The sequence below is a fragment of the Salipaludibacillus sp. CF4.18 genome (assembly GCF_051262595.1).
GTDB lineage: Bacteria > Bacillota > Bacilli > Bacillales > Salisediminibacteriaceae > Salipaludibacillus > Salipaludibacillus neizhouensis.
The window spans coordinates 278,272-298,199 of sequence record NZ_JBIMEV010000001.1 but is presented as its reverse complement, the minus strand read 5'-3'; the positions used below and the strand labels follow the sequence as shown (position 1 = coordinate 298,199).

Genomic DNA, 19,928 nt, shown 5'->3' with positions numbered 1-19,928 from the left:
AAATACGGCATAGCCGTTTTTTGTTATTTCTTTCAAGAAAAAGAGTGTCTACTAAGCCAAAATGGCTTTAGACACTCTTTTCATGTTTTATTCAAGTTCCTTGACCCAAACACGCTCCTGACCATCTCTTTTCGTATAGCCTAGCTCGTCTATTTTTTCCATGATTGGAACAAGGTATTTACGACTTAAACCAAGTGAACTCTTTGCATCCTGAAGTGTGAATCTGTTCTCAGTATCTTTCTTTAACGTTGTCATAACTTTATCGAATACTTGAGAAGACACGAGATGTTTCTCATCTAAATGGATACAAACGCCCGATCTGATAAAATAATGTTTTAATTCTTCGATAAGAATATCTGGTATTCCGGCTTTCTCGACTATGTGAGAGAAAGTTTCCACCTCTATACCTTGTTGGAAAATGGTTGTCTCGACTTGTTCCATTCTCTTTTTCCACTGCGAAGGATAATGAGGGCGAAACGATGGAATCAAAACGAATGATCCTTTCTTTTCCAAATCATTCCCTTTAATCGCCCGCTGAATAATCGCCGCCGTAACTTCTTTTCCATAAAATGAAAAATCCTGTTTTACTTGTGCCAGATCTTTGCCTTCCCGAAGCGGATTACGATCATGAAAGGATTGAAGATCTTCTTTTATTAACGCCATTGCCTCGTCATAGGTAGCAGATAATAGAAAGAAATTATCTAGGAACAGTATTGTTTCATCAGCTGTCAGCTTTTGATTCAAAGCATAGAACTCATCTTGTTCAATCGCTAATTCATTTAAAACTTCCTTTTCAGTCATTCCTTTGTTTTGCTTCAATAAATCAATAAACCGTTCTTCAGGAGTCCCTTCTTTTTTTCGGGACAATTTCTCGATCGTAGCCTCACCAAACTTATATTTTTCACCGGAAGCATCTATCACACTTCCTCCACCAATCGTCTCAGCAGGACTTGGTCTTCTAAGGATAAAACGGTCCCCCCGTTTCGTAACAACGGGGTTATCTAACCTTAACTGGCACAGAACATCTTTTCCTTCTGTTAGTTCATTACGATCAAAAAAGACTATCTTTCCATATACTTCCGCTGTTCCAACATGCATTTTCACATACCCGCGCTGCTTCAACGGATACTGAAGTTGCTTAACCGTGTCTAAAGAAACATCGATCGTGTCCGTTGTTGTATAGTGCTGCGTCGAAACTAGGACATCCCCTCGTTGAATGTCCTGTTTCGACACGCCACCAAGGTTTATTGCCACACGCTGACCGGCACTTCCCTCTTTTTGCGGCTCATGATGAACTTGTAATTGCCTGGCCCTAACCTTTTGTTTTTGGGGAAGAAGTTCTAGAATATCCGCTTCCTTAACCCTTCCTTCATAAACTGTCCCTCGAACAACCGTTCCTTGTCCATGAACGGTAAAGACTTGATCAATCGGAAGTCGAAAAGCGCCTTTAACATCCTTAACAGGAATATCGGCCAAACGCTCTGTAATTTTTTGTTTTAGTTCAGGGATACCTTTTTCAGAAACACTATCCACAAAAAGAAATTCCGTTCCTTCTAGAAATGTACCTTCAATTTGATCATTTATATCCGCTTCGATGAACTCCTTCATGTCCTCCTCGACTTGATCCATTTTTGTGACCACAACTAAGCCCTGATGGATGCCCAGTAACTGAAGTATATCTAAATGTTCCACCGTTTGAGGCATTACGCCTTCATCGGCAGCTACGACAAGAAGAACTAAATCAATCCCTGCCACACCTGCAATCATTTGCCGGATAAATTTCTCGTGTCCTGGAACATCGATAATCGATACTTGCGATTTAGCGTCCAGCTCCAGTCGGGCATACCCTAATTCAATCGAAATAGCCCTTTCTTTTTCTTCTTTCAATCGGTCAGTTTCTATATTGGTGAGTGCTTTTGTTAATGTCGTTTTTCCATGATCGATATGTCCAGCCATTCCAATCGTTTGAAAACGTTTAGGCATGGTTATCCCTCCATCGCTTTTAAAGGATCTCTCCTTCATTATCGTACCATAGCGACCAGATTTCACGAAGCGATCAATCCTTAATCCGCATAGGGAATTTTAAGTTTCACCGAGAAAAAAATGAAAATACTGTAACTACATTCAAAGTGGTTGATTATTATCTCACAATAGCCTATTATTACTTTTGAAGGCAAGCTCATTCTTTGTAAAACACTGTCTTTTATGCGATAATTAATGAACTAAATGGGGCCGGTTGTGTAACTGGTGTTTGCCGAAGTCTTCAAAACTTTATGGGAGGCGCGTGCCGTCTCCGGTGGGTTCGATTCCCACACGGTCCCGCCAAATTACTTACTCTCGCAAGGGTTTGCGATGATTTGTCCGATGATTTAAACGATGATTCCCCCGTAAGATTTTACGGTGATTTGAACGAGACTCTCGGGGAGAAATTACCGAGACTTTGAGGGTGAAATCGTTAAAATTCGTTTATTACGTCTTCTATACTCGAAATAGAAGGCTTTTTAGTATGTCTAAATCCCGAAATACACGAGTTCTCACAAGCCAAAAACAGAATAATTCCCGTATGCAAAATGTTATTTCAATTATATGTAAAGTATAGAACGCCATTATCTACACAAAATAACGGAGTTAAATAATATATCAAGTTATGTACTGGAGGTGTCGTCAATTGAAAAACCGAAAGCGACTATTAGGTCTTATGGTTCTACTCTCCTGGATAACCATTCCTTTTATAGGCTCGAAAAGTATTCGAAGGTTTATTCCAGCTTCATTACTTGTTTCCCTTGTTCTTATGATAGAAGGATACATCGCAAAAAAACGAAAATGGTGGAGTTTCCAAACTAAAATAAATCCAAACGTTAATGGGGAGTTACCTTTTATAGTTGGTCCATTTTTGGCTGCTTCTTTATGGATTTTAAAATATACTTATGGGAAATTTACACAATATACTTTACTCAATGCTGTATTCAATCTCATCTTTGCTTATCCCGGTACATGGTTATTAAAAAAATTAAAAATATCTTCACTCGAACGACTCAAACCATTTTCTTTTTTCCTCCTTATGTATAAAAACGCATTTATCATGTATGGATTTCAAAAATTATTGGAGAAAAAAATAGGTTATGCCTCACCTCGAAAAGACCTTTAGAAACGTTGATTTTGATTTAAAAGAAATTTATCACAAGATAACTTCAAAACTTTATGAGAGGCGCGTGCCGTCTCCGGTGGGTTCGATTCCCACACGGTCTCGCCAATATTCTTCAAGATATACAAACTTCTACATAAACCTTCTGCCTTTTTTATAGTATGGCTGTTGTCTCTTTCTCCCACCGAACTTCTTCTCTCCACGACAAAATTAGAATAAATTTTGTAATATCAATGACTTTCTAACCCTAAAAGGAATATAATATAACAAGGTCCGATTGGTTAACTTTTGGATCAATCTAGATTCTAAGATAATTTTTGGAGGCTTCTTTAATGAAAATGAAAATGTCCGACTTACCGGGTGTAGGCAAAAAAATGTCTTTCCTTACATCCGAAGAGCAAATGTTAGTGCTAATTTCTCATCACTCAGGTAAAAGAGAATTACATCTATTTGATGATGAAGATGATGATGAGCCTTGTTTTACCGTGAAACTAAACGCCTATGAAACAAAGGAAATTGGCGCACAACTATTAGGAGCCATGAACCAACACGTTGATGCAGATACAATGAAAACATTCAATAAACACCTTGTTATGGAATGGTCAGAACTGAAAGATCATTCATTCCTGATTGGTAAAACATTAATTGACTCGAGAATAAGAGAAGAAACCGGAGCTTCTGTAATGGCTATTATGCGCGCCGATGATATGATTGTTAGCCCTGATCCTTCCGAAGTATTAAGAGCCGGGGATACTTTGATGGCAGCAGGGAAAAGTGATCAAATCAAAGAATTTGAGCTATACGTAACAAGAAAAGGTAACTAATGAATGGGATAGAGATGCCGATAGTCCTAACTGCAGGTATTGTCCTATTACTCTTGTTTTGTGTAGGTTTTATTGGCATTAAAATAAAAATCCCCGGGGTTATATTATATATTTTATTAGGGATTGTTATAGGAGGTCTGTTCACGGACAATCACCTCCTGTACATAGCCGGTGAAATAGGCATTATACTCTTGTTTTTCATGTTAGGCATGGAGTTTCCAGTCAAACGATTAGTACAAGTAGCCAAAAAAATTGCCCCAGCAGGGTTTCTCGATGTACTTTTAAGTCTAGGTGTCACCACCGCAATTTGTTTGTTATTCGGGCTGGACTGGATAACTGCATTCTTAATTGGCGGTATAGCATATGCAACAAGCTCCTCTATAACAGCTAAAATGCTTGAGAGTTCCAAACGAATGGCAAACCCTGAATCTGAATACATGTTAGGAATACTTATTTTTGAAGATTTAGTCGCGCCTATTGTTGTTGCTATTCTTGTAGGTTTGACCGTAGGTGACGGAGTAACCGGATTAGATTTTAGTATCATCGTTTTAAAAATTGTTCTCTTAACAGTGTTTGCAGTTCTATTAGGTACGAAAGTATTCTCAAAACTTAATAGATTTTGTGATAAATATGTTACCGAAGATGTGTTTATTTTATTTATAGTCGGGATTGCTCTTTCCTATGGCGGCCTTGCATTATACCTTGATTTATCCGAAGTACTTGGAGCATTTTTAGCGGGTATTATCTTAGCGGAAACAAAACGGACAGAACCGATCGATCAATTATTGTTGCCGATAAGAGATTTATTACTTCCACTATTTTTCTTGTACTTTGGGACCTCCATCGTATTTGGAGAAATCCCAATGCTTCCGTTGTTAATCATTGTGTTTGTTTGGTCTATTATTGCAAAAATTATCATCGGGATTGTTGGCGGGAAATGGTTCGGCTTATCCAAGAAGGTTTCTTTAAGAGCCGGATTATCCATGACATCACGAGGTGAATTCTCTGTTATCATTGCCAGCTTAGCCACTGCACCGATAGCATTGTTTAGTAGTATTTTTATATTAGCATCTGCTACGGTAGGTATTGCTTTATTCGTGTATGCGCCTAAAATTACGAATAAAATCTATCCTAAAAAGATAAAAGTAAAAGAGACTGCAGCTACTTAAGTTATAAATAAACGTTAGAAAGTGCTTTGAGCAGACTTTCTAACGTTTATTTTATTCTTCCCTGCTTCGTGAAAACTCTGATAGTCGAACAACTATTTTATCCTCTACTTCTTTTGGAGCATCGCCAATGAAGTTATTTATAATGATCGAAAAAATTAATTCTTCATCGTCTTTGGTTGTAACATATCCGGATAACGAAGTTTTCGAGGTTATAGTACCAGTTTTAGCATGTACTTTTCCCGCTGCTTCTGATCCTTCCATCCTGTTCTCTAGCGTTCCACCTACCATACGACCATCTGCCGCTGCAATAGGAAGCGATTGATAGTAAATATCAAACCATTCTTCCTTTTTCACATGTTGTAAAAGCTGTGTCATCTCATTCACAGGGATTTTATTTAAATGAGACATCCCTGAACCATCTCGAAGTTGAATGACATCGGTATTTAATCCCGCGTCTAATAAATACTCTTCGATCACTTCTAGTCCAGCGTCCCAACTACCTTCTCCCTTTACTTCCTGTCCCATGGTTTTTGTTAAAACTTCAGCAATTGAATTATTGCTAAGTTTCATAAATGAATCAAACATTTCTTCTAACGTCATTGATTTTCGAACAGCTAATTCCCGAGCATCCTCAGGCGTTTCTCCTTGCCCTGAATTCCCTTTAACCTCAACTCCATTATATTCTAATGCTTCATGAAATAAAGTTCGTACAAGCTCTGTTGGCTCCCAGATTGCAACACCATTACGCCAGGTCTCTCCGTCTGATGGTATGACCCCTTTTAGGAAAATATCATTGTTTCCATGTTCTCTACCCCAATCAATATTTCTGCTTTCATCCTTCTTAACGGTCTCCACTTCATTTAAAACTGTAATGTAATCTGTATCAGGGAACACCATTGCTTCCGTTTTATCACCGACATGTCCACCCGGAATAACCTCAACAATCACAGAGCCTGCATTATAATTTTTATCAGGCGATAAGGTTAATGCAGAAACTTGTGCAGCAGTTACACTTCGTTGGTTGCACCAAGACATATCCAACGATAAGCGCATATCATCGAAGAACGTGTCATCAGCAATAAGATCTCCTTGAATAACTTTAATTCCACATTCAGCTATTTCTTCAGCAAGCTTCTCATAGTCTTTCGGTAACATCGTTGGGTCTCCTTTTCCTTTAAGGAAAAGATTGCCCTTTAGCACTTCACCAATTTGCTTTCCATCTGTGTAAACTCCAGTTGTAAAAGTATAATCTCGTCCAAGAGTGTCCAAAGCTGCAGCCCCCGTTAAAAGCTTTTGGCCCGACGCGGGTACCACACTAGTTTTTTCGTGATAAGCAAACAGTACATCTTCTGTTTCAGAGGATTGTACATGAACCGCTGGAAGTGCACTGTCAAGTTCTTCTGATTGAACTATGGCCAACAAATCAATGTTTAGCTGCTGTTCCGCCGATAAATTGGAATCATTAGCTGTCACCAACATTTGATACACTCCAAAAAGCATAAATACAACCAATATAAACGTGAAAACAGATACCTTTTTTTTCGAGAAAATAAAACGTCTCTCCTTTCTAAACTAGACTGACAATATAAATGTACATGCTCATGAATATCTTTTATTATCTAGTTAAACGTGTCTGTTTATGTAAACAGTGGTTCTATATGGTATATTCAATATCCATTGTTAGTTTTGCTTTAAAAAGATCTTTCATGATTTTAATGTATTTCTCTTTTCAGAGTGGTTTAAATATCGTAAAATAACTAGGAGAGAAGAAAAGAGGTGTGACCCGATGGCCGGAGATTTATATATGTGGTTTATTTTTCTATGGTCTGTTGTTGTTTTTGTCTTAGTTGCAATAGGCGGTTATTTTATGTTTCGAAAATTCCTGAAAAAGTTGCCGAAAGAAGACGGAAAATCAATCCTCGATTGGCAGGGTTATTATATAGACGAAACACTTCATCTATGGACAGATGATAAAAAGAAACTATTAAATGAACTTGTAGAACCCGTACCAGAATTATTTCGGGATATTGCAAAAGGCAAAATCGCCGGAAAAATTGGTGAATATGCTTTAGAAGAAAATGCAGATGAAATGACAGAAGAACTCATCATTAAAGGATATATTGCAGCTACTCCTAAGAGAGATCACAAGTTTTTAAGAAAAAAACTGAAAGAAAAAAAGATCGATGCAAGTCCCTACGAACCATATTTTAATCAATAAGAAAAACGCAAAGCGTCTTTTATTAAATACAGCGTTATCTTTAAAGCCACCCCGAGTAGCACCTACGTACTGCGTGTAGGTGCTACTCGAAAGGAGGCGAACTTCCCTTGATGCGGGTGGCGTAAAGATAGCTGTCAACTTATAGATTCTTGCCTTGTAAAAAAACCCAGCATCCTGATAGTGCCACTATCAAGGTGTTGGGTTTTCTGTTTGAACGTGCCAAGTATTTTGTTTCTTCGAAGATCTTTGATCATCTAGTTGTTGTTTTACTTCCTTGTATTTATAATACATCGCTATTCGCCATGGTAAAATCATACCAAAAGCTAATATGAAAAACATTCCTGCTAAAACTTCAAATTCAAAGTGAATCCCGAAAATTAATTTAAATAAAACACGAATAACTAACAAACCCGTTAAAATAAACGGAAAAAGCTTTGAACGTTTCATAAAAACATCATTTTCACGGATCTCAAAGGCAGAAGTTTTAATCAGTATAACTGAAAATAACACTCCAACTGAAAAAGCTTCGATTATTTCTAATGAAGTAATTTCTCGCACTGGCGGGTACACAAACATTAAGAAACCAGTAGACATTGCAACAGGTGGAATAAGGATTTTTCTCACCGATGCAGGTCGCTTCATTGCTTTCATACGAATAAACATAGCAAAAATAGCCATAAATACAGCTAATATTGAAAAGATGATCCCGTACATGTCGTTTCCTCCTAAAACCAATCTGACGCCAAACTATTATACCATAGTTATCCGTCAAAATCGCACGCCCTTCTGGAGAGTTGAAAATCAGAATAGAAGAACATGTAGGAGATTACTGATTAATCTTAAGGTCCAAAACTATTACTACCATATACTACCGGAAGCATCACAAGCTGGCAGATAAAGGTTCCGTCAAGGGAGCTAAAAAATCCCTTCCTGCAGAATTCTTCTAATGAGAGAAAAGAACTTTTTAAACGATCGTTTAAAAACAAAAAAAGGGCTAAGAACCGCAGTTCTTAACACTTTTCTGAAGGGTTTATTAAAGAATACCTAAATAACATCGTACCCCTGTTCTTCAATTTCTTCTTTCATTTTCGCGACTGTCACCGCACCTTCTTCATATTCAACAGTAACGTTATTGTCAGCTAGATTTACCTCTACATTGGAAACACCGTCCAAGTTATTCAATGCTCCTTCGACAGATGATTTACAATGGTTGCATGTCATACCTTTTACAAGAATAACTTCTTTCTTCATTATCAAATCTCTCCTTTATTTTAAAATTTTATTCAACCTTCACTCTTTTCAGGCGAAGGGAATTAGAAACAACAGAAACAGAACTAAACGCCATAGCAGCTCCAGCAACCCATGGTGCCAGCAATCCTAAAGCTGCAATAGGAATTCCAATGGAGTTATAAACAAACGCCCAAAACAGGTTCTGTTTAATATTTCTCATTGTTAAGTGACTTAAACGAATGGCCTGCGGTATCGAGCGCAAGTCTCCTCGCATTAACGTGATATCCGCTGCTTCCATAGCCACGTCAGTACCAGTACCAATTGCCATACCAATATCTGCCGTTGCAAGTGCCGGGGCATCATTGATCCCGTCCCCTACCATGATCACTTTCTTCCCTTCGTCCTGTAGCTGTTTCACTCTCTCTGCTTTTTGTTCTGGCAAAACTTCGGCAAAGACAGAATCAATCCCAACAGATGCAGCGATAGCTTTAGCCGTTCTTTCGTTATCGCCTGTTATCATAATAACTTCGTAGCCTTGACTTTTCAACTCCGCCACTGCTTGTTGCGATGTCTCTTTGACCTGGTCTGCCACTGCAATTGCGCCCATCAACGTCGAATCAACAGCTAGAAGCATAACCGTCTTTCCTTCTTGTTCCAAAGCTGTAATTCTAGCTTCGGTATCCCCAAGAGAAATATTGTTGTCCATCATAAGTTTTCGTGTGCCTACGTATATCTGACTATCAGCTAATTTTCCACTTAGTCCATAACCTGGGATCGCTTCAAAACTCGTAATTGTTGAAAACGGAAGCTGGCTTTCTTTCGCCTTGTTTACAACTGCTAAACCAAGCGGGTGCTCAGAGTAACTTTCAATAGAAGCAGCAATTTGTAGAATTTTATCCTTGGATTCCATAGAAAACACTAGTAAGTCCGTCACTTCCGGAGACCCTTTGGTAATTGTTCCAGTCTTATCTAATACAATTGTGTCGGTATGATGGGCCCTTTCTAAATGTTCCCCACCTTTATAAAGGATTCCATTCTCCGCACCTTTACCAGTACCGACCATGATTGATGTTGGTGTAGCTAAGCCTAGAGCACAAGGACATGCAATAACCAATACTGCGGTAAAGTTTATCAGTGCCACCTGGAACGAAGCACCCGCAAAGAAATACCAGCCGATAAAGGACAGAATGGCAATCAAAAGTGCAGTAGGAACAAAATAGCCAGAAATAATATCGGCCATGCGTTGAATTGGAGCTTTGGAGCCTTGAGCGTCTTCCACTACTTTCACGATTTGAGCAAGCGTTGAATCTTTGCCGACTTTTGTGGCGTGGAAAGTAATAGAGCCTTGTTTATTGATGGTTGCCCCAATAACCTCATCGCCAACAGTTTTATCAGTTGGAATACTTTCACCTGTTAACATCGATTCATCAACAGAGGACTGTCCCTCATGAACAATACCATCTACAGGTATTTTCTCACCAGGTCGAACTTTCACTAAGTCTCCCGATTGAACATCCTCTATAGCAATCAGGCTTTCTTCCCCGTTTCGAATCACTGTTGCTTTTTTTGCCTGAAGTCCCATTAATGTTTTAATTGCCTCAGACGTACTACCTTTTGCTTTAGCTTCTAGTAACTTCCCTAGTAAAATTAAGGTGATAATGATAGCACTAGTTTCAAAAAACAGATTCACCTCACCAAGCGTGACAAGATAAACAGAATAAAAGTAGGCAGCTGACGTTCCCATTGCGACTAATACGTCCATATTGGCACTTCCGCCTCTTAAAGACTTATACGCCCCTTTGTAAAACTGAAGCCCAGCATAGAATTGTACCGGTGTCGCAAGTGCCCATTGTACGTACCCATTCATCAACCAATGAGGGAGTAACATCGCATTGGAGAAATGGTCGATCATCGTAATAAATAAAGGAATCGAGAAAACCAATGCGAATAAAAACAAAAATTGTTGTTTTTTCACTAGTTTATCTTTCTTATTTTTTTTACCTTCCTCATTTTCACGATGGCGTTTGGCACTGTAACCAACTTTCTCGATTCGTTTTATGATGGTTTCTTCATCAATGAGCCCGGGAGTGTATCTTACTTTTCCTCTTTCCATGGTCAGGTTCACTGTTACCTCTTTTACACCATCTAATTTACCAATTACTTTTTCAATTCGAGCTGAGCAGGCTGCACATGTCATCCCTTCAATAGAAAGATCTAAACTTTCATCTTCTACGTGATAGCCTAGTTTTTCAATTTTTTCAACAGCTTGCTGAGGAGAGAATAATGCTTCATCGAACTCTAACGTCGCTTTTTCCATCGTTAAATTAACAGTAGCGTTTACCCCTTCTTGTTTATTTAAGACTTTTTCAATTCTAGAAGAACAAGCCGCACATGTCATTCCTTGAATAGGTAATTGTATTTTTTTCGTCATACTCATTCCCTCTCCTTTCTCATTACGACTTAGAAAACTGTTGAATAACTTTCATCAATTCATCAATCGATTCTTCGCCATCACCAAGTTGGATCGCATTTGTCACACATCCTCTAGTATGATCCTCTAGTAATTTATATCCTACTTTTTTCAAGGCAGCATTTATAGCAGAAACTTGGACAAGAATATCTACACAATAACGGTCTTCATCTATCATCTTTTGAATCCCCCGTACTTGCCCTTCCACTCGTTTCAACCTTTGCAGCAATTGTTTCTTTTCAGCTTCTGATCGCATTTTCACTGGTTCTTTGTTCGACATGAGTGGAATCGTTAATCTATCATCCAAAGCGAGCACCTCTATTCGTATTATTTCTATACATATACCATACCCCCGGTGAGTATTAATGTCAATAATTACGAATCGTTTTTGAATAGGGGTATCACCACCCTATATTTTATATAGATTTTTCGATAAATATACTAAAAAATAATAAAAGATTACAGTATATAAACTGTAATCTAAGTGGGGGTATATAAAAATCAATGTATCATCGACAAAACATTCAAATTCATCTAGTTTACCATAAAATAATTATGTAACCATAAGATGATTCACTTCTTCTTCCACTGTATCTATAATCTCTTCTTCTGATAAATCATGAAGTAAAAGCTCTCGTTTTACAAAATCAGATTCATTTGTTGCACGTTTATGGCCATACTTTTTATCATAATACTCCGTGAGCAAAAGTTTGGAAAGTTGTTTAAAGTCTTCTTGCTTTAATAGGTCATCCATTTCTTTCTGAAATACCGTTGGTAATCCTTTTCTAATAATTGCGCTCGCATGTTTAAATTCTTCTACATATTCATGAGGTTGATAATCTTCTAACAGCCGATCAACTCTTCTATCAAGGCCATCATGTATTTCAATGTAATGACCATTTTCTTTTGTTTCCATAATAAAGTCAGGTAATACGATACGACCGATTCGTTTACTTTCAGCTTCTAGTATCATGGTTTTACCTGGAGAAATTTTGGAAAGTTCCTTCGCCAGTAAAAATTCAAACTGCTTTTGACTACGAAACGTTTTTCCTATTTGTCCAAACACAGACCCACGATGATTAGCTAAACCTTCTAAATCAATGACTGGATACCCTCTTTGTTTTAGTTCCTCAAGCCACTTTGTTTTCCCGGTACCGGTGTTCCCTTCTAGGACAATAGTTTTCCAATCCATCTGGGATAAGCTCTCTAATCGCTCTTGTACATGCTTTCTAATCGATCGAACTCCTCCTTCCAACTGGAGGACAGGAATGTCCATCGCATGCATGACAGAAACAAATGATGCACTTCTCATTCCTCCACGCGCGCATGCAACCACAGCCGTTTTAGGCGCATATTTTTCATTAAACTTCATCCATTTAGCATAAAACTCCGGTAATTTCTTCGAGTAGATATTAACGCCTATTTCTTTTGCTTTCTCAGGACTTTCCTGCTTATAAAGAGTGCCGATTTGGGCTCGTTCATCATTAGTAAAAAGCGGAACATTTATACTTCCGGGTTCATGAAACTCTTCAAACTCTGCGGGAGATCGAACGTCAATTAAATAATGCGGATGTTCTAACAGTTCATGGTACTGGATAGTTGGTAACATACGTTCAGACATGTTTTATCTCACCTTTTTCTATAGTAATTTGACCTTTTCATGTTGCTTCCCTACATATGAAAAAACACCCCATCACGGAGTGTCCATTCTTATTTTTGATTCTGCATTGCCTTCATCATTTGATTAATCTTCTTCTGTGATGGATTTTGTCCCATTTGCATCATCATCACTCGAAGCATTTTTTCGTTAATTGGCGGATTTTTCTTCATGTAATTCATCATGTACTGTCTAGCAAGAAAGAATCCTAGTGCGACCCCTGCTAACAGAGCGATGACACCGATTAAAATATTTACCCACATCGGCGTTGACCCTCCTTCATTCTTTCAAGTTATTGTTTCGACCTTTTTCTCTCTCAACCCTGTTTATTATACATGAACAGTTATGATTTTGAAAGGGAATTCCCTAAAACAAGTCAACAGTTTTAATATTCTATCGCCATATCTAGTGGTCGTATTGGTTTTAACCAGCCATACCTTTTAGATTGGACGCTGATTGCTAAGAAATATGGTCTAAAATTACGTAGCACTTCAAAAAACATTGTCTCTGCGTCCAAACTTCCATCTGCGTATAAAATAATTTTATTTTTGGATAAGATTAATCTTGCGTAACTTTTATATTTATCAAGCTGTAAAATATGCTTTTCAAAGGAATAGTGGTAGTCATCTTCTTTACCTAAAGCTTCAAAAAGAAATGTATCTAATTCATCAATGTGATAGTCATTTTTTATATAATTTATTTGTAAGTCAGTAATTGTCTTTAATATCCCTTTGGCATAATAGTTTTCAACAAATAGATGAAAAAGTTTTTTTTCCATACCGTTGTACATATATGCGACCTCTTCATTTACTAAAATGATATCATACCTTCTCATAGACATTCTCCTCCTAAAGCTTGTACCTACCTTAATTATAGAAGAACTACCCTAAAGGATTTGTCAGAATGTGTAAGGAAAGCTGACTAATTTTGTCATATAAAAAAGATGTCTCAAAAGGTCCTAACAGACCTTTTGAAACATCCCATTCTAACAATTATTTTTCTAGTAACTGCTTGAATTTCAAAACAACATTTTCCGATGTAAAGCCATACTCCTGTAAAATTTTATCTCCAGGCGCTGAAGCTCCAAAACCATCAATTGCCAATATAGAACCATGATCTCCCGTGTAACGATCCCAGCCCATAGATACAGCCATTTCAATTCCTAAACGATTTTTAAGATTTGAAGGAAGTACAGACTCTTTATATTCTAGTGTTTGTTCTTCAAAACGATCCCAGCTTGGCATACTAACTACGGAAACGTGAATTCCTTCTTTTTCTAACGCGTGTTGTGCTTCTACCGCTAGAGAAACCTCTGATCCGGTTGCCAGTAGTAAACCGTCTGTCTTACCATTCGATTCAGAAACAACATAGGCACCTTTTTTCACTCCTTCATATGCTTTCTCTTTCGTCGAAGCAAGTGTAGGTAAACCTTGACGAGTAAGCACTAAAGCTGTTGGTTGGTCAGAACTTTCCAATGCAATTCTCCATGCTGCAGCAGTTTCATTACCATCAGCCGGACGAATAACAGAAATACCCGGAATAGCTCTAATAGCAGCTAACTGCTCAACAGGCTCATGAGTAGGACCGTCTTCCCCTACTGCAACACTGTCATGCGTAAACACAAACGTTGTAGGGATTTTCATTAGTGAAGACAATCTTAATGCTGGACGTAAGTAATCTGAGAAAACAAAGAATGTTGCGCAATAAGGCTTTAAACCACCGTGCAATGCAATACCGTTTGCTGCAGCGGCCATCGCAAACTCACGAACACCGAACCAAATATTTCGACCGGAGTAGTTATCACGAGAAAAAGCATCTTCTCCGTTCATCATTGTTTTTGTAGAAGAAGCTAAATCTGCTGAACCACCAAACAAACTCGGTACAGAGTTAGCCAAAGCGTTAATTACTTCTCCGCTGTGCGCACGGGTAGCTGCCTTGTCTCCTTCTTCATATACAGGAATATCTTTATCCCATCCTTCAGGTAACTCGCCTTTAATAGCAGTAGCTAGTTGGTTAGCAAGCTCAGGATGAGCTTTTTTGTATTCTTCAAATTGCTCGTTCCAAGCGTCTTCTTTCTTTTGACCTTCTTCTTCGAGCTTCTTGTAGTGCTCTCTCACTTCATTTGGAACATGGAAATCTTCTTCAAAAGTCCATTTATACGATTCTTTTGCTAATTTGACTTCATCTTTCCCAAGTGGTGCACCATGAGATGCTGATTTACCACTTTTGTTCGGAGAGCCAAAACCAATCATTGTTTTTACTTCGATTAATGTAGGACGATCATCTGACTTAGCGCTTTCAATTGCCGCACTAATTGCTTTAAGGTCGTTACCATCTTCAACACGAATTACTTGCCATCCGTATGCTTTATATCGGTCTTCGACACTTTCAGAGAAAGATTCATGTAAATCACCATCTAAGGAAATATCATTTGAATCATACATAACGATAAGTTTTCCTAATTTCAGGTGACCTGCTAATGAAGACGCTTCAGCAGAAACACCCTCCATTAAATCTCCATCTCCGCAAATGCTGTATGTATAATGGTCAACAACATTAAACTGGTCTTTATTATAAGTTGCAGCTAAGTGCTTTTCAGCCATAGCAAAACCAACTGACATAGCAAAACCTTGACCTAAAGGACCTGTTGTAGCTTCTACTCCTGGAGTATGTCCAAATTCGGGATGCCCTGGAGTTTTACTTCCCCACTGTCTGAATCCTTTTAAATCATCTATAGAAACGTCATAGCCATGGAGATGGAGTAAGCTATATAGAAGCATAGATCCGTGACCCGCAGATAAAATAAAACGATCACGATTAAACCAATCTGGATTTTTTGGATTATGGTTCATGTACTTACTGAACAATTCATAAGCCATTGGTGCCGCACCCATAGGCATTCCCGGGTGACCTGAATTCGCTTTTTCAATACTGTCAATTGATAGTGTTCGGATCGTGCTAATAGATAAATTCTCGATGCTTGTAGCCATTCTTGATCAGCCTCTTTTCATAAAAATTTTATCAAATATACTTTTATCATATACTTTATAGAGAGGTTAGACAACCATATTTAGCATGTTAGTTAAAAATATAACACATTTACAAAAAACTAATTTCATTTAAGACATCTGATAATGAATACATTCTGTAATTTACAGAGAGTATTGCGGCTATGATATATATTAGCCTAATTCTTTTAAAATAAAAAATTAAATTAGAACAGAGTGGAACTCGAGTCCGATAAATGCGCATGCTTTCCTTCCTTGGTTTTTCAATTAAAATAACAATAATACTTATAGGTGAAAAATATTCAAATAAAAAAAGTAATCAGTTTCCCAAACAACAATAATGGAAAATGGATTACTTAATATAAACAAATCAAAAGATATTTCAAGAGAAATTAGTGTAAAGAATCATTCTCTTTTTCTTTTTTTAATTTAGCTGGTGTTACATCTGTACCTTCTTCGTCAACAACTTTTACCGATTTTAATTGGTTCTTAAATGACTTGCGAACATTCTTCAAATATTCATTCCTTAGCTCTTTTTGCTCTTTTTGTTCTTTTAATGATAAACCTTCGCTTTTTGCTTTCCTTGCTAAAATGTTTATTCTATCAAGTTTTTCTTTATGAATCATCTGAATCCCTCCGTTTGTTGATAGGCATATTTCATTTTAAAGCAATGAAATAAAGGATTCAAGTTTACTGCCTAATCGTTGGACAAGCTTTTCATATGTTCCTGATATCTTCGATGTGCCGTTGCTTTTGAAATCGAATATCCCATCCCTCTTAGCATTAGGGCCAGTTCATGAAAAGTCATTCCACTCTCTCTTAATCTCAAGATCTCTTTGAGTGGAACCTCTTTTCTCTTTCTTCCTCCACCACGGGTTGCACCCAATAGATTCATAGACGGATCAAAGCCATTACTAACAGCTCGCTTCATCCCTCTTTTTATTTTAACATTTTGAAGTTTACGCTGATACTCCTCCACAATAGCGACGATATCCAACACCATTGAGTCGGTCTCAGATAATGCTAATTCACCATTGTCTTTTAGAGAATATATTTTTACATTCATTTTATTCAACTGGTGAATGAGAGCCATTTTAGCATTCCCACGACCAAGTCTTGTGTCGTCTTGAATAAGTAATATATTAGCCTCTTGTTTTTTAAATCGTTCGAGCATGATAAATATTCCGTCTCTCTCTATTTCATAGCCACTTGCTTTTTCTTCTATTATATCAATAACCTGGATGTTTTCGGCTTCTGCTATTTTCACTAGTTCTTCTTTTTGTCGGATAAGAGATGTTTGTTGTGTTTCTTTGTCAGTACTCACTCTCGTATATATTATTCCTCTCACTCTTGAGCAACTCCTGTCAGCTGAGTTGGAACGTCTAATCGTTGACCCGGAAAGATACTCTCATTATCCAAATCATTTTTTGACTTCATCCATGAAATAGTCTGTTCAATTGTCATATCATGGTCATCCGAAATGGAACTGGCAATCGCCCATAGAGACTCTCCATCTTCAACGGTCCATTCTGTTGACACCTGATACTTTTCTTCAACTGGAGTATGATTATCTGAAAAATAAGTCCATGAGTATAATACACAGGATAAAAGAAGTATAAAAACAGATCCGTCTATGTACTTTCGTAAAGATTTATATGTTTGCATTGCTCATCACCTCATAATAAGAATGTTTGTTCCCTTTTACTATAACTAGAACAGTTGTTCGTGTCAAGCATATAAGTAGAACGAGTGTTTGCGAAACTAACGTTCTCATGGTATAATGTTCCTGTAAATGTTTCTTAATACTAGATTGCTATGATATACAACTATTAAATAGAACAAAATACATATAACGAGGTGTGAAATATGACAAAGCTCTCTTCTAGACAGCAAGCTATTTTTGATTTTATTAAATCAGAAGTTAAAGATCGTGGATATCCCCCTTCGGTGAGAGAAATCGGAGAAGCAGTGGGCTTAGCATCTAGTTCAACTGTGCATGGTCATCTATCAAGACTAGAGAAAAAAGGCTACATTCGCCGTGATCCAACTAAACCGCGCGCTATTGAAGTTTTGGGATTACATGATGATTCCTCTCAAGTAAATCACACGGCATCCATACAAATTCCTGTAATTGGTAAGGTTACTGCAGGACAACCGATCACTGCGATTGAAAATGTGGAAGAATACTTACCATTGCCAGCAAGCTTTGTTCAGGATGAACAGTCCTTTATTCTTGAAATATCTGGGGATTCTATGATAGAGGCTGGTATATTTGATGGCGATTATGTCGTAGTTAGACAACAAAGTCATGCAAATAATGGAGAAATCGTGGTCGCTATGACAGAAGATGATGAAGCGACTGTGAAACGATTCTTTAAAGAAGATAATTACTTTCGACTCCAACCTGAAAATTCTACATTAGACCCAATCATTTTAGATAAAGTTACTATTCTTGGCAAAGTCATCGGCGTTTTCAGAACACTTCAATAACTTATGTATACCATTGAAAAGAAGATCAAGTGATACTACTTGATCTTCTTTTTATTTTTTACCTAGTGTTATGCCAGATAGAGTTTAAGAATGATGTCTGTCTAGATTTTAAAAGTAGGACAAGGAGCCTGCCTCATCCTTTCTCTTTAGTTATGAAGATTTAAATGAAAGCCTCACATTCCGTTAACTGCGTCCCGCACTAACAAACCAAACTTGAGTTGTTGAAAAAGTATTCTCTTGCCTAGTAGGTCTTTTATATTTAATTTTTTTCTGTATAATCTTTGTTGAGGGTTTTTTACAAAGCTCCCTTTTATTTTTATTTTTCTTTTGGGTAACTTTTTCCTCTCTGCTGTTACTTACTTTGTTTCCGTTATCTGCCTCTAAATCTCTCACATCTTCTTCGCTTCTTGTTTCCAAGAGGGAACCTTTAGCATACGAGAGTATATTTTGCATGGATTGCATTAAGGTTTTTTCACCATATGCTTTCAATAGTGATACTTTTGCGCTCTGTGAATTACATTCAATAAACTTAATTTCTAGATCTTTTGTTAGTCCAAAATCTATCCCGATCTCTCCAAATTCCCCATATTTATCTTCCGTCTCTTTATAAACAGTGCATAAAAAGGATTCAATTCTTTTCTTAATTTTCAATTTTTCTTTGGAGGATAATTTTATCCACTTGAACAAATCATCAAGTGGGATAGCATCTGAATGAATTGTAATCGGGGAGTTTTCTTGGCTAACTCTTGCACTTATTCCACCGACCTGAATTCCTTTAGTTATATCTCTTTGTAATTCAGCCCGCAAATCTATCCTTCTATTGTTAAGTTCTAATAGGTCGATAGCTTCTTGTACCATAAATCCTTTCCCTTTGTAAAATTTGTCTAAGAAAGGGATAACATCATCTAACTGTTCATAGTTCATGGTGTAAATTTTTTGTTGAGTATAATCATAATACTTACACTGATAATGATTATTTGATAACAATTCTACGCGCACCACATTTTGTCCTTTTCTCCCGGTGACCCCTTTCAGATAAATCGTTTGATGTTTATTCATCATGTAAAATAAATCTTCTGGACCTTCATATAAAACCGTTTCTAACAAATAAGGTTTTAATGGCTTAAGATTACTAAAATAGTTATAAATGTCCCAATTTCCTAATGAAGAAGGATTCAAAAAGAATGTTTTCTTTTTCTTGCATTGATCTATAAAAGTGCGATAGTTGTCTTTAAATTTCTTCGTTGCACCACCACGCCGATAAAGAACTTCTGGATATGGAAAAGTACCTTGTTTCCATAAGTTATTTTTAAAATCAAAATAATATCCAGTAATGACTTGTTTGTCTATATTGACTTTATTAATGGAGAAAAAAAACATTTTAAAATAATCTTCTTTATTAGCCTCCGCCAATTTTTCCAGCCGATAATGGGGTTTATTTTTAGAAATACCTTTCCAGGCTCTATTCGACACTAACACCCCGAGACTATCGGTTATATTTGCCTTCATACTCAAGTTTCATCACCCTTTCCTCTGTAACATGCTCAAACATATCATATTAAGAAATAAATAAATGGTGAGTATATAACCTCTTAAATATCCCTGTATTACACCCAAATTCCCAGCGTAAATGTCAAAATCCATTTATAACGATATGCAGATCCCTTAATACCATACTTTTGATTTCACCCCACCTTATTTAAATCATTTCTTACAA

At 37.2% G+C, this 19,928-nt stretch carries 19 protein-coding genes and 1 tRNA gene; 6 read left to right on the top strand and 14 right to left on the bottom strand.

The features are described 5' to 3' along the window. Positions 1-87 precede the first annotated feature (87 nt). Positions 88-1,983: a selenocysteine-specific translation elongation factor gene (gene selB, locus ACHABW_RS01490; RefSeq protein WP_435753741.1), complete on the bottom strand. Its 1,896-nt coding sequence runs from the start codon at positions 1,981-1,983 to the stop codon at positions 88-90. A gap of 245 nt (positions 1,984-2,228) precedes the next feature. Here selB and ACHABW_RS01485 point away from each other — a divergent pair. The 4 genes from ACHABW_RS01485 to ACHABW_RS01470 all read left to right on the top strand — a co-directional run bounded on the left by ACHABW_RS01485 (position 2,229) and on the right by ACHABW_RS01470 (position 5,138). Beyond that, positions 2,229-2,325, top strand: a tRNA-Sec gene (locus ACHABW_RS01485). Positions 2,326-2,668: 343 nt separating this feature from the next. Further along, a complete protein-coding gene (locus tag ACHABW_RS01480; protein ID WP_435753740.1) occupies positions 2,669-3,148 on the top strand; it encodes a hypothetical protein in 480 nt (159 codons plus the stop codon). Between the two features lie 329 nt (positions 3,149-3,477). Beyond that, positions 3,478-3,969, top strand: a complete 492-nt coding sequence (locus ACHABW_RS01475; protein ID WP_220693802.1) for a cation:proton antiporter regulatory subunit — start codon at positions 3,478-3,480, stop codon at positions 3,967-3,969. Beyond that, positions 3,969-5,138 carry a cation:proton antiporter gene (locus ACHABW_RS01470; RefSeq protein ID WP_435753739.1) on the top strand — a complete coding sequence of 390 codons (1,170 nt, stop codon included), beginning with the start codon at positions 3,969-3,971 and terminating at the stop codon, positions 5,136-5,138. The genes ACHABW_RS01475 and ACHABW_RS01470 overlap by 1 nt, the downstream gene beginning before the upstream one ends. A gap of 51 nt (positions 5,139-5,189) precedes the next feature. Here ACHABW_RS01470 and dacB read toward each other — a convergent pair whose 3' ends face one another. Then, entirely contained in the window at positions 5,190-6,617 is a 1,428-nt protein-coding gene (gene dacB / locus ACHABW_RS01465; RefSeq protein WP_435753738.1) for a D-alanyl-D-alanine carboxypeptidase/D-alanyl-D-alanine endopeptidase, read from the bottom strand. Between the two features lie 307 nt (positions 6,618-6,924). Here dacB and ACHABW_RS01460 point away from each other — a divergent pair, with 307 nt between their 5' ends. Continuing rightward, on the top strand, positions 6,925-7,356 hold the full coding sequence (locus ACHABW_RS01460; protein WP_435753737.1) for a DUF2621 domain-containing protein: 432 nt from the start codon (positions 6,925-6,927) through the stop codon (positions 7,354-7,356). A gap of 189 nt (positions 7,357-7,545) precedes the next feature. Here the strand turns inward: ACHABW_RS01460 and ACHABW_RS01455 are convergent, their stop codons facing one another. From ACHABW_RS01455 to yneA, 11 genes are all read right to left on the bottom strand, one after another. Beyond that, positions 7,546-8,070: a CcdC family protein gene (locus tag ACHABW_RS01455; protein ID WP_435753736.1), complete on the bottom strand. Its 525-nt coding sequence runs from the start codon at positions 8,068-8,070 to the stop codon at positions 7,546-7,548. A gap of 330 nt (positions 8,071-8,400) precedes the next feature. Further along, positions 8,401-8,607 carry a copper chaperone CopZ gene (copZ, locus tag ACHABW_RS01450; RefSeq protein ID WP_435753735.1) on the bottom strand — a complete coding sequence of 69 codons (207 nt, stop codon included), beginning with the start codon at positions 8,605-8,607 and terminating at the stop codon, positions 8,401-8,403. Between the two features lie 28 nt (positions 8,608-8,635). Next, positions 8,636-11,023, bottom strand: coding sequence for a heavy metal translocating P-type ATPase (locus tag ACHABW_RS01445; RefSeq protein ID WP_435753734.1), 2,388 nt, complete (start codon positions 11,021-11,023; stop codon positions 8,636-8,638). A gap of 16 nt (positions 11,024-11,039) precedes the next feature. Beyond that, entirely contained in the window at positions 11,040-11,336 is a 297-nt protein-coding gene (locus tag ACHABW_RS01440) for a metal-sensing transcriptional repressor (protein WP_435753786.1), read from the bottom strand. A gap of 273 nt (positions 11,337-11,609) precedes the next feature. Then, entirely contained in the window at positions 11,610-12,677 is a 1,068-nt protein-coding gene (mnmH, locus tag ACHABW_RS01435) for a tRNA 2-selenouridine(34) synthase MnmH (RefSeq protein WP_435753733.1), read from the bottom strand. Positions 12,678-12,766: 89 nt separating this feature from the next. Next, the gene (locus ACHABW_RS01430; RefSeq protein ID WP_110936224.1) at positions 12,767-12,976 is read right to left on the bottom strand and encodes a YneF family protein; all 210 of its coding nucleotides are present in this window, start codon (positions 12,974-12,976) and stop codon (positions 12,767-12,769) included. A gap of 122 nt (positions 12,977-13,098) precedes the next feature. Further along, a complete protein-coding gene (gene sirA / locus ACHABW_RS01425; protein WP_183040921.1) occupies positions 13,099-13,548 on the bottom strand; it encodes a sporulation inhibitor of replication protein SirA in 450 nt (149 codons plus the stop codon). A gap of 157 nt (positions 13,549-13,705) precedes the next feature. Continuing rightward, positions 13,706-15,703, bottom strand: a complete 1,998-nt coding sequence (tkt, locus tag ACHABW_RS01420; protein ID WP_435753732.1) for a transketolase — start codon at positions 15,701-15,703, stop codon at positions 13,706-13,708. Between the two features lie 410 nt (positions 15,704-16,113). Beyond that, entirely contained in the window at positions 16,114-16,347 is a 234-nt protein-coding gene (locus ACHABW_RS01415; protein ID WP_110936227.1) for a DUF896 domain-containing protein, read from the bottom strand. A 71-nt stretch (positions 16,348-16,418) separates the two neighbouring features. Further along, positions 16,419-17,069: a YneB family resolvase-like protein gene (locus ACHABW_RS01410; protein WP_435753731.1), complete on the bottom strand. Its 651-nt coding sequence runs from the start codon at positions 17,067-17,069 to the stop codon at positions 16,419-16,421. Further along, a complete protein-coding gene (yneA, locus tag ACHABW_RS01405) occupies positions 17,066-17,386 on the bottom strand; it encodes a cell division suppressor protein YneA (RefSeq protein ID WP_110936229.1) in 321 nt (106 codons plus the stop codon). The genes ACHABW_RS01410 and yneA overlap by 4 nt, the downstream gene beginning before the upstream one ends. Positions 17,387-17,587: 201 nt before the next feature. Between yneA and lexA the strand changes: the two genes are divergently transcribed. Continuing rightward, the gene (lexA, locus tag ACHABW_RS01400) at positions 17,588-18,211 is read left to right on the top strand and encodes a transcriptional repressor LexA (RefSeq protein WP_435753730.1); all 624 of its coding nucleotides are present in this window, start codon (positions 17,588-17,590) and stop codon (positions 18,209-18,211) included. Between the two features lie 183 nt (positions 18,212-18,394). Here lexA and ACHABW_RS01395 read toward each other — a convergent pair whose 3' ends face one another. Further along, the gene (locus ACHABW_RS01395) at positions 18,395-19,720 is read right to left on the bottom strand and encodes a YheC/YheD family protein (RefSeq protein WP_435753785.1); all 1,326 of its coding nucleotides are present in this window, start codon (positions 19,718-19,720) and stop codon (positions 18,395-18,397) included. Between the last annotated feature and the right edge of the window lie 208 nt (positions 19,721-19,928).

Bases quoted from the DNA above. Each gene is read 5' to 3' on its own strand.
- ACHABW_RS01455 (WP_435753736.1), bottom strand. From the start codon at position 8,070: ATGTACGGGATCATCTTTTCAATATTAGCTGTATTTATGGCTATTTTT.
- selB (WP_435753741.1), bottom strand. From the start codon at position 1,983: ATGCCTAAACGTTTTCAAACGATTGGAATGGCTGGACATATCGATCAT.
- mnmH (WP_435753733.1), bottom strand. From the start codon at position 12,677: ATGTCTGAACGTATGTTACCAACTATCCAGTACCATGAACTGTTAGAA.
- ACHABW_RS01415 (WP_110936227.1), bottom strand. From the start codon at position 16,347: ATGATTCATAAAGAAAAACTTGATAGAATAAACATTTTAGCAAGGAAA.
- copZ (WP_435753735.1), bottom strand. From the start codon at position 8,607: ATGAAGAAAGAAGTTATTCTTGTAAAAGGTATGACATGCAACCATTGT.
- ACHABW_RS01440 (WP_435753786.1), bottom strand. From the start codon at position 11,336: ATGTCGAACAAAGAACCAGTGAAAATGCGATCAGAAGCTGAAAAGAAA.
- yneA (WP_110936229.1), bottom strand. From the start codon at position 17,386: ATGCAAACATATAAATCTTTACGAAAGTACATAGACGGATCTGTTTTT.
- sirA (WP_183040921.1), bottom strand. From the start codon at position 13,548: ATGAGAAGGTATGATATCATTTTAGTAAATGAAGAGGTCGCATATATG.
- ACHABW_RS01470 (WP_435753739.1), top strand. From the start codon at position 3,969: ATGAATGGGATAGAGATGCCGATAGTCCTAACTGCAGGTATTGTCCTA.
- ACHABW_RS01460 (WP_435753737.1), top strand. From the start codon at position 6,925: ATGGCCGGAGATTTATATATGTGGTTTATTTTTCTATGGTCTGTTGTT.
- ACHABW_RS01395 (WP_435753785.1), bottom strand. From the start codon at position 19,720: ATGAAGGCAAATATAACCGATAGTCTCGGGGTGTTAGTGTCGAATAGA.
- dacB (WP_435753738.1), bottom strand. From the start codon at position 6,617: ATGTTGGTGACAGCTAATGATTCCAATTTATCGGCGGAACAGCAGCTA.
- ACHABW_RS01475 (WP_220693802.1), top strand. From the start codon at position 3,478: ATGAAAATGAAAATGTCCGACTTACCGGGTGTAGGCAAAAAAATGTCT.
- tkt (WP_435753732.1), bottom strand. From the start codon at position 15,703: ATGGCTACAAGCATCGAGAATTTATCTATTAGCACGATCCGAACACTA.
- ACHABW_RS01445 (WP_435753734.1), bottom strand. From the start codon at position 11,023: ATGAGTATGACGAAAAAAATACAATTACCTATTCAAGGAATGACATGT.
- ACHABW_RS01430 (WP_110936224.1), bottom strand. From the start codon at position 12,976: ATGTGGGTAAATATTTTAATCGGTGTCATCGCTCTGTTAGCAGGGGTC.
- lexA (WP_435753730.1), top strand. From the start codon at position 17,588: ATGACAAAGCTCTCTTCTAGACAGCAAGCTATTTTTGATTTTATTAAA.